The organism is Flavobacterium jumunjinense (genome assembly GCF_021650975.2).
GTDB lineage: Bacteria > Bacteroidota > Bacteroidia > Flavobacteriales > Flavobacteriaceae > Flavobacterium > Flavobacterium jumunjinense.
The window spans coordinates 4,115,106-4,127,818 of sequence record NZ_CP091285.1 but is presented as its reverse complement, the minus strand read 5'-3'; the positions used below and the strand labels follow the sequence as shown (position 1 = coordinate 4,127,818).

General features: G+C 31.3%; 10 protein-coding genes. 1 reads left to right on the top strand and 9 read right to left on the bottom strand.

The features are described 5' to 3' along the window. Nucleotides 1-9: 9 nt before the first annotated feature. The 5 genes from L2Z92_RS18720 to L2Z92_RS18700 all read right to left on the bottom strand — a co-directional run bounded on the left by L2Z92_RS18720 (nt 10) and on the right by L2Z92_RS18700 (nt 5,585). Nucleotides 10-570, bottom strand: a complete 561-nt coding sequence (locus tag L2Z92_RS18720; protein WP_236456218.1) for a hypothetical protein — start codon at nt 568-570, stop codon at nt 10-12. A 14-nt stretch (nt 571-584) separates the two neighbouring features. After that, nucleotides 585-2,162, bottom strand: coding sequence for an AMP-binding protein (locus L2Z92_RS18715; RefSeq protein ID WP_236456217.1), 1,578 nt, complete (start codon nt 2,160-2,162; stop codon nt 585-587). A 77-nt stretch (nt 2,163-2,239) separates the two neighbouring features. Further along, nucleotides 2,240-2,593: a four helix bundle protein gene (locus L2Z92_RS18710; protein ID WP_236456216.1), complete on the bottom strand. Its 354-nt coding sequence runs from the start codon at nt 2,591-2,593 to the stop codon at nt 2,240-2,242. 90 nt (nt 2,594-2,683) lie between these two features. Continuing rightward, the gene (locus L2Z92_RS18705) at nt 2,684-4,975 is read right to left on the bottom strand and encodes an oxidoreductase (RefSeq protein WP_236456215.1); all 2,292 of its coding nucleotides are present in this window, start codon (nt 4,973-4,975) and stop codon (nt 2,684-2,686) included. Between the two features lie 4 nt (nt 4,976-4,979). Beyond that, the gene (locus L2Z92_RS18700; RefSeq protein ID WP_236456214.1) at nt 4,980-5,585 is read right to left on the bottom strand and encodes a flavin reductase family protein; all 606 of its coding nucleotides are present in this window, start codon (nt 5,583-5,585) and stop codon (nt 4,980-4,982) included. A 316-nt stretch (nt 5,586-5,901) separates the two neighbouring features. Here L2Z92_RS18700 and L2Z92_RS18695 point away from each other — a divergent pair, with 316 nt between their 5' ends. Continuing rightward, nucleotides 5,902-6,156 carry a helix-turn-helix domain-containing protein gene (locus L2Z92_RS18695; protein WP_236456213.1) on the top strand — a complete coding sequence of 85 codons (255 nt, stop codon included), beginning with the start codon at nt 5,902-5,904 and terminating at the stop codon, nt 6,154-6,156. A 1,129-nt stretch (nt 6,157-7,285) separates the two neighbouring features. Here L2Z92_RS18695 and L2Z92_RS18690 read toward each other — a convergent pair. The 4 genes from L2Z92_RS18690 to L2Z92_RS18675 form a co-directional block, all read right to left on the bottom strand. Continuing rightward, a complete protein-coding gene (locus L2Z92_RS18690) occupies nt 7,286-7,633 on the bottom strand; it encodes a hypothetical protein (RefSeq protein ID WP_236456212.1) in 348 nt (115 codons plus the stop codon). A gap of 133 nt (nt 7,634-7,766) precedes the next feature. Further along, nucleotides 7,767-10,913 carry a P-loop NTPase fold protein gene (locus L2Z92_RS18685; RefSeq protein ID WP_236456210.1) on the bottom strand — a complete coding sequence of 1,049 codons (3,147 nt, stop codon included), beginning with the start codon at nt 10,911-10,913 and terminating at the stop codon, nt 7,767-7,769. Between the two features lie 178 nt (nt 10,914-11,091). Next, on the bottom strand, nt 11,092-11,715 hold the full coding sequence (locus L2Z92_RS18680) for a hypothetical protein (RefSeq protein WP_236456208.1): 624 nt from the start codon (nt 11,713-11,715) through the stop codon (nt 11,092-11,094). Then, complete coding sequence (locus L2Z92_RS18675; RefSeq protein ID WP_236456206.1) at nt 11,712-12,683, bottom strand: hypothetical protein; 972 nt, start codon at nt 12,681-12,683, stop codon at nt 11,712-11,714. The genes L2Z92_RS18680 and L2Z92_RS18675 overlap by 4 nt, the downstream gene beginning before the upstream one ends. Nucleotides 12,684-12,713: the final 30 nt, after the last annotated feature.

Below are 12,713 nucleotides of genomic sequence, written 5' to 3'. Positions count from 1 at the left end.
GTTTAATTTTTATATTTTTTGTTCATTAATTTTTTCATTTCTATATACAAGTAGCACTAATCCTAAAGCAAAGAGTATACAGCCTAAAAGCATAAAAATACCATTTTTAAATAAGAAAAAGGACAAACCAATTACTATCGATCCAATTAGTACCATAATTACTTTTATAGGTTCTGTTTTAATAAAATTCAATGCATGAATGGATAAGCCAACAAAAAGTAGAGAAGGACCAACAATTACAAAAGGATATAAAATAGAAGGTGTATTGCTTAAATGTTCCCTTAGTGCTTCACTTTGAATTTCATTGTTTCCAAAACTCCAAAATATAATATCAATAGTGCATAACCCAATATGAGCAATAACGCCTAACGCAGTAATAAACGACGCTAAGGTGTTTAGTGTATTCTTAGGGAACACAAAATTGAACGAAAAAAGAAGTACAGCACCAATTAAATTGAGCCAATGTGCAAAATCTATAGGTTTTTGAAGATTGAGCGCACCTTGCGAAAAAAGTACATAACTCATCACAAAAAAAAGCAATCCTATACTACAAATGTTTTTAGGCTTCATACGTACATCTTAATTTATTTCAATTTAAATCTTTGAATTTTACCTGTTTCTGTTTTTGGTAAACATTCTAAAAAGTTAATTACTCTAGGATATTTATAAGGAGCTGCAGTTTCTTTAAACCAATTTTGAATTTCAAGTTTTAAATCGTCAGATGCTTTTGATTTGTCTTTTAAAACAATATTTGCACAAACTAACATTCCTCTATTTTCATCTGGAAGTCCAACCACGGCACATTCTAAAATAGATTCATGGGTTAAAAGTACAGATTCTACTTCAATTGCAGCAATATTATACCCCGAAGAAATAATCATATCATCACCTCTTGCTACAAACCAAAAATAACCATCCTCATCTTGTTTAAAAATGTCTCCTGTAATATTCCATCCCTTTTGCACGTATTCTATTTGTTTCACCTCACGGTTCAAATACTTGCATCCCGTTATTCCTTTAATCGCTAACTTTCCAGCCTCACCAATTGGTGCTTCATTTCCATTATCATCTACTATTTTTGCTTGATAACCTGTAATAGGCAAACCAGTTGCTCCAGGCTTCATGTTTTCTTCATTAGAAGCTATAAAAATATGAAGCAATTCTGTAGCACCAATGCCATCAATTATTTTCAACCCTGTTGCATTGTACCAATCTTCCCAAACAATTACAGGCAGGCTTTCTCCTGCCGAAATACATTTTCGTAAACTAGAAACATCAAATTCGTTTAATTTGGTGGTTAAAACACGCCATGCTGTAGGAGCTGTAAAACAAATGGTGATTTTATGATCTTGAATGGCTTGCAAGAGCAAATCGGGACTTGGTTTTTCTAATAGAAAAGTAGAAGCACCAAAATACATAGGGAACAAAACTAAACCGCCCAAACCAAAGGTAAAACCTAATGGCGGACTTCCCGTAAAGATATCTTTCGCTGTGGGTTGCAATGCATAATTAGGGAAAGCTTCACAAATATTTAAAATGTCACTATGAAAATGAGCCGTCATTTTGGGAATTCCCGTTGTGCCAGATGTGAAACCAATTAATGCAACATCATTAGATTTTGAATTATAATTTGCAAAATGTGTTGGCTTTGAAGCCATTTTTTCTTCTAAATCACTATTTCTGTAATAACTTTTGTGTTTTAAGAAGTCCGATTTAACCCCATTCATTTCATCTGCTAAATCGTTATCACAAAGCGCAATTGAAATTTCTGCACAATTGATAATGGTCGTCAATTCTTTGGAACGAAGCAATGGCATAGTAGCAACAACAATTCCGCCTGCTTTGATTATAGCAAACCAGCACGCCACCATCATGGGGTTATTTGCCGAACGCAATAACACACGATTTCCACTCACTAAACCCAAATCATCGACTAAAACATGGGCTATTTGATTCGCTTTTTCATACAAATCAGTATACGACCATGTTTCTTCGAAAGTGCGAATACAAACCGCATCACCATTTTCGTTTTCAATATGAAAATCCAACAAACGCTCCACACAATTAAGCATTTCTGCATGCTGAAATTGAGGTAATTCTAGTAAATATTCGGGTTGTAATTCCTTACTTGGTAAATGTTTATAGGTAAAAGTATCAATCATCTTTTTAATTACAAATTTTTAATTATGAATTACGAAGTGTTATGTTTAATTATGAATTATGAATTACGAATTATGAATTACGCATTACGTATTGTTTTCTGAATTGAACCAATAATCCTCAATAATTCATCAGCATCTTTCAATAAGTTATCTGCTTGTTCTACAGTTAAATAATTAGTATCTTTTAAAAGCCGAATCCAATAATGCGTTTCTCTAGCTTCTTTATATGAAATTGTAAGTTTCGCAAAGAAATCCTTTTCAGATTGCCCTCCAATAGCCTCTTCAATATTTGCACCTATTGAAGTTCCTGAACGTAATAATTGCTTACTTAATACGAATTCTTTTTTTTGCTCACATAGAAATTGATATACTTTTACAATTCTCACAGCAAAAGCATAACTTTTTATTTGAACAACATTATCTTTCTTCATAATTCATAATTCTTTTTTCATAATTCATAATTCATAATCCCAAATTCGTAATTCCAAATTCGTAATTCTTTCCACAATCCTAATTCCTAATTATTTTTTCTTATGACTCTCAGGTTTCAATGCTCTTTTCATTCCTTCCACCATTTTGCGTTCACTCCCTTTTAAAGGATACAAATGAGAAGTTCCAGCCCTGTATTGTTTAGGAATATCTTGTGCTCTATAGTCTTCGTATGCTTGTGCGTTTCTAACAAAATTCGGATCTAATAATAATGGGCGACCTAAAGCAACCAAATCAGCTCTTCCGTTAAGAATAATTGTATTTATTTGATCTATATCTTGAATATAACCTGCTGTAATTGTTGGCACGTGTACCGTATTTCGAACCGCATCAGAAAAAGGTGTTTGCCACATTCTGCCTGTTTGCGGTTTTTGATGCGCTACTGTATTCCCTGTAGAAACATTAATAATATCGGCTCCAGCTTCTTTAAAAGCAGTAGCAATAACAAAAACATCTTCTTCTGAAATTCCATTTTCTGCCCAATCTGTAGCAGAAATTCTAACCGACATTGGTTTCTCTTTCGGAAAAACATTGCGCATCGCTTTAAAAACACGCATTGGGAATTTTAAACGATTTTCAATACTTCCACCAAATTCATCTGTACGAATATTAGTTAAAGGCGATAAGAAAGACGCTAATAAAAAGCCATGATGCGCTTGCAATTCAATCAGATCAAAACCAGCCTTGTCTGCATTTTTTGTAGCCTGTACAAATTGGTTTGTAATCGTGTTCATGTCCTCCAAAGTCATTTCTTTAGGAACAGGAGCCGTTTCGTTAAAAGCTATTGGAGAAGCCGAAAGTAAATCCCATTTGTCTTGTAAATCTTCCGTTTCCCAAGGCTTTTTAGTAGCCCCTTTTCTGCCAGAATGTCCTAATTGAATTCCTATTTTAGCGTTAGAATGCGTATGAATAAATTGAGTTATCTTTTGCCATGCAACAGTTTGATTATCATTGTAAATACCCGTGCATCCTGAAGTGATTCTTCCTGTTTCAGATACCGCTGTCATCTCTGCAATAATCAAACCAACACCACCAATTGCCCTATTTCCATAGTGCATCAAATGCCAATCGTTCACTAAGCCATTTTCAGCCGAATATTGCCCCATGGCACTCATTACAATTCTGTTTGAAAGTACCAAATCGCGCAGCTTGAAATGAGTAAATGCAGCAGGTGTATTTTCTTTTTCAGCGTTCAATTCGTTAAACTCTTTTAGTACTTTAGCAGGATAAGACGTATCTCTTATGTTTAAGTTTTCGAAAGTTACTTTCTTAGAACGCGTCATGCAACCGAATGACAATTGATAAAACGGATGTTGCATGTGTCGGTCCATATTTTCAAACCAATCTAACGATACATTGGCTGCATATTGAATCATTTCTACACGATTCCTTCTCGCTTTCTCATAATTCTCAAAAGCTACAGGAATGTTCTTTGGGTTGGCTACAATAGCATCAGAAAGAGCAATGGCACATTCCATTGCCAATTTTGTTCCAGAACCAATAGAGTAGTGGGCAGTGGCTTTAGCATCGCCTAATAAAACGATATTGTCCTTGTGCCATTTGCCATTCGTTACATGTGGAAATTGTCGCCATTGCGATTTGTTTGTAATTAAACCATGACCGTCTAATTCTTCCTTGAATATTTCTTTTAATTTCTGAGTAGTATCTTCTTCATCATAGGTATCAAAACCGAAGTTTTCCCAAGTTTGCGGACTGCATTCAAAAATCCAGGTGCTCATTCCTTCTTCGTATTGATAGGTATGCGCTACGAAAGCCCCTTTTGGTGTAGATCGAAAGAAATAGGTAAAGGCATCGAGAGGCTTTGTAGAACCCATCCAAACGAATTTGTTTTTCTTTAGTTCCACTTTAGTTTCAAACTCCTCCTCAAATACTGTTCTTACGCTACTTCCAATACCATCGCAAGCAACAATGACATCACTATCTTTAAATTGGCTACTATCCGCTACGTTGGCTTCAAAATGAAGATTAACGCCCTCTTCGTTACAGCGTTGGTGCAACAATTGCAATAGTGTTTTTCGAGAACAGCCACAAAAACCATTACCTGCCACACTCACACGTTCACCATCTCGTGCTACAACAATATCGTCCCAGTAGGCAAATTTGCTACGTATTAATTCGTACGATTGGGTATCGCGTGTTAAAAACTCACCTAGAGTTTCGTCTGAAAATACGACACCAAAACCAAAACTATCGTCGGGTTTATTGCGTTCGTACACATTAATTTCGCAATGAGGCATTGCTTTTTTGGTTAATATCGAAAAATATAAGCCACCAGGACCACCACCAATTACTGTTATCTTCATGCTTTTAACTTCTTTTAATGGAGAATATTTCACCAATTTTGCTATAGTTAGAACCCGCCAAACGGGCAACAGGTTTGTATTTTTCTAAATTAATTCTATTGCCTTCCATTAAAATTTCATCTGCTACATGCATGGTTAAAATCTTACCAATAACAATGCAAGCCCCCCCATTTTTATGATCTTCTAAGAAATAATGATGCACCATTTCACATTCAAAATGCACATAACTTTCTTTTACTCTTTTGGGTTTAATAAAAACAGAATCAATAGGGGTAAGGGCTGCCAATTCAAACTCATCTACATCAGAAGCGACACTTTGCGAAGTTATGTTCATTTGTTCCACCGTTTCTTCTGTAACCAAATTGACTACAAATTGTTTGTTGGCAAGTACGTTGTTTAGGGTGTCTTTGTTTTTATTTCCTGTTCTAACTGTAGAAAACATTACATGAGGTGGATCTTCACCAACAGCATTAAAAAAGGAAAAAGGAGCAAGGTTGTTTTTTCCATTTTCATCAATAGTAGAAATCCAACCTATTGGTCTAGGAATAACAGTTCCTGTTAAAAGTTTATACACTACAGCATTATCTGTAGTATCGGTATTAAATTGCATGAGTTAGTTTGTTGTTTTTTATAAATTAAGTAAAATATTTGCTATTTTTTTTTATTTATGATAAATAAAGTATAAAAATAATAATTTTTTAATACAATCTTCTCCTTGTTAGGTCTATTTTTTAAATGTGCTATTTTTATTATATTTTTAACAATATGTAGTAAAATATATGAAATAATAATTCGTTTTAATAGTCAATAGTTTAAGCGTATAAAATCGTCATTAACAACACAATGAGTAAATAGTGATACCATATGTTATTACAGTAAATTCAAGTGATAAATGGTATTACCGCTTAAAAATAACTTTTAAACATATGAAAAAGGAAATCAAAGACTTAAATAATAAACTAAACTTCATTCAGGAGTTGGTTATAAGCTTGCTAGAAGAGCAAGAAGAAGAATGGTTAGATAGTACCGATATTAAGCAACGTTTTCATTTTAGTGAAAGTAAATTGTATCGCCTACGAACCGCAAAAGCCATTCCTTTTACAAAAATAGGGAACAGGTATTATTATCCTAAAACCTATTTTAACAGACTCTTGCTACAGCAAATTCAGGAGGATAAATAGAGGGGGAGAAAATAGAGAAGAAAGGAAGAAAATAGAGAAGAGAAAGAAGAAAATAGAGAAGAGAACATAGAACAAAGAGGGGAGAAAATAGAGGAAGTTGATATAATTGTAGCTTTACTTTTTTATGTCTATTTAACCACAAAACAATAATTAATAATCTACCATTATCCATCAACAATCCACAATCTAAAAGAGCCATCGGCTCGGTAAATATTGTAGGACAGGGTTTCAACCCTGTTGTTATAACGTACCACGAGAAAAAAGAGCCGTAGGTTCGATATGTTTTATTTATAAACGATATCCCCAATATTGTTATGTTGAAAATAGGATTAATTGTTTTATAAACAACGGATTAAAATCACGTTGCTACAATTTGGGTCGTCTTTATACCAACGAATTAAAATCACGTTGTTACAATTTGTGTCGTCTTTTTATCAACGGATTAAAATCCATTGCTACAATATGAATCGTTCCTATGGAACTCGTACGTTTGAAAATCTGCGTAAATCTGCGTGCCTATTTGACCACAAAACAATCATTAATAATTAATCATTGAAAAACAACGGATTAAAATCACGTTGCTACAATTTGTGTCGTCTTTTTATCAACGGATTAAAATCCATTGCTACAAAATGAATCGTTCCTATGGAACTCGCACGTTTGAAAATCTGCAAAATCTGCGTGCCTATTTAACTACAAAACAACCATTAATAATTAATCATTGAAAAACAACGAATTAAAATCACGTTGCTACAAAATGGGTCGTCATTATATCAACGGATTAAAATCCATTGCTACAATATGAATCGTTCCTATGGAACTCGCACGTTTGAAAATCTGCGTGCCTATTTGACTACAAAACAATCATTAATAATTTATCATCAACAATTAACAATTAATAATCATCCCCAATCTTGTCATGCTGTAAGCATCTCATTTGTAGCTCCGCAAATCAATAAAATCAAGCTAATGCTACCCTTTACAGGGGGACAAGTTTGCGTTTAGAAAATCTGCGTAAATCTGCAAAATCTGCGTCCCTATTTGACCACAAAATAATCATTAATAATTTACCATCAACAATTAACAATTCATCATTATCCCTCACTTTCTCAGAAATCCATTTGTATCCTTACTGGATTAAAATCTCACTTTCTTGTTTTACTATGAACTCTGGAGTGTCTTTATACATGATTACTTTTCCTGTAATGCAAATAGTTTTGTCTTTTAGAAACTCATTGGGTTTATAGCTAAAATTAGTCAAGTCATTTCCAAAAATAATCACAACAAAAGTTTGATTAGGATAGGGTTTACCAAAGTTGAGCATTGTAGTATTTGATTTGGTTAAGAAAGTACTTTGTACAGTTTCACAAATAGTAACAATTTTGCCTTCATATTTTGATATACTATCTAGTGCTATTGTTTCTTGGCAGAATGATGATAACGATAGGAAGAGAAAAAAAGTAAACATTAATTTCATAACTAATTTTTTAAAACCTTAGGTGGGTATTTTGAGTACTATAAAGATAAAACATTTTCAAAAGTAGCAATCTTATTTTTTATTTTAACAAAGTGTGGATAGTTAGCTTAATTGATTTGTTACTATTTTTTATTTATATGTTTTTAAAAGTAAAACGTTTGATGAATTGATAATGATGGTTAAACTCTTCAAATGTGATAGATAATAATTTTTCATTAGAATCTATTTCTTTAAAAATGATACTAAGATCATCGTTTAGGCTACTCAAAGTATGCTTTTTATTTTCTAGATTAGCAATGTGTTTTTCAAAGGACTTTAAATGATGGTTGTATTTTCCTACTGCTAAAGCTAATAAAAATAGAAGTATTATGTATTCTTTTTCATCTTCCCCATGCAAAGTAAAATCGTCATGAGCCTTAATAACTCTATAAATATTCACGAATCGTTTTATCGCTCTAGGACTATTTCCTATTATATCAGACATATCCTCCAATAATTTTATTTCTTTTTCAGTAAAACGGAGTATTTCTAACGTGTTTTTTCTATCTATTTTTGTTGTCTTTATTGGTGCATTAGTATCCACGTCAAATACATCATCTGTTTTACTATTTTCTACTGTATTGGAAGTACTAACGTTTGTGGTTTCAGTATTTAATTGTTGAAATTGAGGCTGTATGTTTCCTAATTTTCTAATCATGGTTTTCACATTCTCAGTACGTGCGCTTTTTATATGGAAAGGGATTTGAAATATTTTTTCTAAATAACTAGATGCCTCAATTACATCAATTGTTTTCTTTTCCTCTTTATCTAAATAGCCTGTAAATTGCAAATGATGCTTTTTGATTAACGCATTTTTAACCCATCTAGGGTCAATGCCTACCACTACCACAAACAATGGAAAAGCCATTAGCAAATTAACCGCTTCTAAGACTTCAACAACACGTTCTTCTGGACAACGGTCTAAATCATCTATATACAGGATAATGCGTTCTAGTGGCTTTTTATTATGAAATAATTTTTTAAATTCTGTAGACTCCTCATTTGTGACTAATTCTGATTGATGCCCTGTTAATAGACCACTTAATATTTCAAAATCTTTCCTTATTAAAGAAATAATTCCTAAATGTTTTTTATAATCCTCACTATTGGCTCTTTTTTCAATAAATGTATATAGCGCTTCTGTGGATAAGGTATTTTTAATTCTGAATTCTAATGTAACAATTAATTCTTTATTGGTGTTTATTTGTTGGTCTATTTGAATAATTTCTTCCCTATAATTTTCTATTTCTAAACGTAATGCTTTTTCTTCTTGTTCTAATTCAAAAATGGCATTTGCTTTTTTGTTTTCATAATCTTCCTTTATAGTCCAAAAAGGAGCAATTTGTTTTTTTAACTTTAAGTAGGTATCAATTGTTCTGGTTACTATACCTCCAATGATTGTAATAGTAACCCACGTTTTATTTGAAATTGTAAAATCTTGCCAACTCAATAAAAGGTTAATTAGAAAAGTAAAAACAGGAGTAACAAATATTAAAATTGCAATACCTAAAACCCATAGAAGATTGGTTTTCCATTTACTTCTTTGAAAAAAAGCTTTTATAAAAGTATGGATGCTTTTTAATTCATTATAAAATGTAGTAGGATTTTCCCAATATTGTCTAGGAACAATCTTTTCAAATTTTTCTAAAGAATTAACAAACGTTGGGTTGTTATTTAACGTATTTTCAATTTTCTCTTGAACTTTAAATGCATCATTAACTTTTTTAACAATATCAAATAACGTTTTCTTTTTAATACTATCGATTCTATCCTGTAATTCCTTTTTTAAAGTCTTTTTATCACCTTCTAAAGCAGTGATTCTATTATCTAAAGACGCTTTTTGATTTTTTAAATCGTTTAATTCCTCTTTTGATAAAGTTAATTTTAAAAATAACTGTTCTTCTAAAGCTTTCTTTTCTTTTTTAGTCAAAGATTCATCATTATTGATATACTCGTTTAATGCTCCAAAAATGCGGGTAACAATACTTGCCCATAGATTGGCATCCATATAAGACCATGCATTAAAATGTACATGTGCAATGCCTTCGCAAAAACCTTTAGGAGGATTAGTTTTGGATAACAATTGAACATCTTCTTTCAATTTTCGCATAAAGAAACTCTTTCCAGAGCCCCATTTCCCTAATAAAGCAATTGCTAAAGGGGGTTCAAAACTCTTTGCGGCAATAACTCGTGCGAAAGCATTGGTATCATTACTAATGTCTAAATAATCTTCACCAGAATCGGAATCACTTAATATGCCAGGTAATGTGGTTATATTTTTACTTAATTGAATATCATAAAATAAAGATTCAAAGTTTTGGCTTCCCATTCCCGTAAGAATAGTAATTAAATCATCTTGGTTTATGGTAGCAATAGTATTTCTATAATAGCCTAAACCCTCAATGTCGTAGGCTTCTTCTAAAACATTGATCCAATTTACGCTTAATTTTCTTCCTGTATTAAAATTTTCAGTAACAATACCAAAAGCTTTGATGCGAAGTGTGCTTTTTTTATTTTTAACGAATGCAGATTTTACAATTAAAACATCGCCTACTTTAACATCGTCTACTACTTCATAAAAACTGTCATTATCATTACCATTTTCCCAGATTTGCTCTTCATAAAATCGTTCAGCCTGATTACTATCGTCCCAATGGGTGCCAACCAAATAAAATGTAACTTTATATTTTGATTGAATAATGTTTAAGCTAGGTTTTATAGTATATGTTTTTCTCTCTCTTAATTGTTTATTATTTTTTGTTATCTTTTTATATAAAACCATGCCTTCATTTGTATTAGGTAACGAGACTGTAAATTGATAATCAAATTGATTAATGTAGTTTTTTAGTTCATTCAATATTTCGGTAGTTACTTCATAACTCTCTTCAAAAGAAAGACCATCAACTCCTGTACTCAATAGAGGCAACCATATTTTTTTGCTTAGTAAATATTCATAATAAAGAGGAATTGCTGCTTTAAGATTTTGTTTGAGACTTTCAGTTGTAGTGCCTTGGTTTATAGTTACTATAAATAAAACCGTTTTTCCGTTTTCATTAATAATAGCATGCCCCTTTTCTAGATTAAGTGTCTCTAATGTTTCTAAATCAATTTTATAAGTGTCTAATGCTATTTGAATCAACTCGTTTAAACTTCCTTTACCATCCCAAGGAACTATAGCTACATCATAATTTTCAGGACTATTTCCTATTGCTAATTCAACTAGATTTTCTACAATTCTCATATAAATGGGTGTGTTATTAAAAATAAAAAAGAGGAATATATAAATGAAATTTTCTTGAGATTTTAGAAAGGTTTAGACAGCTTGTTCTTCCAAAAAAAACTATAAAATATTTTTGTTGTTGTGGTCATTTGAAATTCACTAAAATGTTTTGAAAATATGCTTAATTAGAAATCATTTATTACTTCAAATTATTAAACTCATACAATGTAAAATCAGTTAAATAAATTACGGACTTAGTTATAAAGTATAAAAACTGAAACATAAAAAAAACAAAAAAGAAACGATATAAAATAGTCAGAGTAACCTTAAATGTTAAAATAATATCATAATTTACATAATCAAATGAAACAGTTGATAAATGAAAGTTTAATAATGAAGGAAAAAATGAACTAACAATTACAAAAAATATACAAAAAATTGCTACAACAATAGAATAAGATAAGGTAAATGAAAAATTTTTAAGATAGTTAAACGTTCTATTGTTGAGTGTATTAGCTTCTATTCTTGACTTTAATTCAGAATTTTTTTCTTCGGTTACTCTTTCTATAGTTTCTAGTTTTGATAACTTATCAGGTATTTTTAGTAATACGCTATACATAAGCCCTGAAAACAAAGACAAAAGCATTGCAAGAATTTTTGAATCTTCAATAAATTTTTCACTTTTATAAAATACTAGAAAAGCACTAACAATTAAGATAATAAGATACATCAAAATCAATTCAAGATAATTGACTTTGTTATCCTCTTTAATACAAACACTTTTAGTTGCGTTCACATATATGTTCCAAACTTTTTTTATCATAGTCTAGCTATTCTAGTATATTCTCCTTCTATTAACTCTCTTAATAATCCATCACAAAAAGTTTTTAACTCTAAAAAATCAGGTGTTCCATTAGCATCAATAGCCACTTTTCCATGTAAATAAATCCTTGGCATAACATCATTAGTGTCTAATACAAAACTAGAAGTTTTACCAGTTGATAAATTTTGTAACGCTACTTTTTTTGAACGCGCAGTGGATAAAGGGTTATTGTTAAAAGTTAATGACGAAATTACACGGTCTAATACATTAATTTTTTGTGGTGCAATATTATTTGTGCCTTTAGGCTTAATCGATATTTCAATGTCGTAATCATTGCACAAACTAGTAAATGCAGTTTCTGTTGTTATTGAAGATGATAGAGTATTTGTTATATAACTTAGTCCAACTATTTTACTATTGTTTTTAAATTCGTCCCTTATACTGTCTGGTAATATCGCAGATGGTTCTGGCTTATTATATTTTCCTTGAATCTTAAATAGATCTCTAATATGCTGTATAAATTCTTTTCTAATACTTTCTCCTCCATATATTTGAAAAAACAAATAGCCAACATTGCTGTTTAAAGGAATATAAAGATAAAAAAAGTATTTATCATTAATTACATTACCACCTAAATCTTCTTCATTTGTTCTATTATTTAGTGGAGACTTAGTTTTTCCCGATCCTTTTGGCCCACCTTTTAAAATGCCCCATATTATTTCATTATTTGGGTCAAAGCCATACTCAACAATATTTGTACTTAAAGTAAAGGCTTTAGTTCTTACTTCTGTGTAAGCTAAATCAATATGGTTGATGAACTTTTGATAAAACTCATTGAATAAGTTATTTGTAGGTATAACATCTGGTGTGTTTAATATTAAGTCTTCAAAACTGTTGTTTACATAACCTGTAGCAGGTTTCAATGCTATGGTGAAAACTTCTAATTTTACACTTTCTGGATTATTCATAAGTTTTATATTTTAATTTGCTTAGTAAGG

Bases quoted from the DNA above. Each gene is read 5' to 3' on its own strand.
- L2Z92_RS18720 (WP_236456218.1), bottom strand. From the start codon at position 570: ATGAAGCCTAAAAACATTTGTAGTATAGGATTGCTTTTTTTTGTGATG.
- L2Z92_RS18715 (WP_236456217.1), bottom strand. From the start codon at position 2,162: ATGATTGATACTTTTACCTATAAACATTTACCAAGTAAGGAATTACAA.
- L2Z92_RS18710 (WP_236456216.1), bottom strand. From the start codon at position 2,593: ATGAAGAAAGATAATGTTGTTCAAATAAAAAGTTATGCTTTTGCTGTG.
- L2Z92_RS18705 (WP_236456215.1), bottom strand. From the start codon at position 4,975: ATGAAGATAACAGTAATTGGTGGTGGTCCTGGTGGCTTATATTTTTCG.
- L2Z92_RS18700 (WP_236456214.1), bottom strand. From the start codon at position 5,585: ATGCAATTTAATACCGATACTACAGATAATGCTGTAGTGTATAAACTT.
- L2Z92_RS18695 (WP_236456213.1), top strand. From the start codon at position 5,902: ATGAAAAAGGAAATCAAAGACTTAAATAATAAACTAAACTTCATTCAG.
- L2Z92_RS18690 (WP_236456212.1), bottom strand. From the start codon at position 7,633: ATGAAATTAATGTTTACTTTTTTTCTCTTCCTATCGTTATCATCATTC.
- L2Z92_RS18685 (WP_236456210.1), bottom strand. From the start codon at position 10,913: ATGAGAATTGTAGAAAATCTAGTTGAATTAGCAATAGGAAATAGTCCT.
- L2Z92_RS18680 (WP_236456208.1), bottom strand. From the start codon at position 11,715: ATGATAAAAAAAGTTTGGAACATATATGTGAACGCAACTAAAAGTGTT.
- L2Z92_RS18675 (WP_236456206.1), bottom strand. From the start codon at position 12,683: ATGAATAATCCAGAAAGTGTAAAATTAGAAGTTTTCACCATAGCATTG.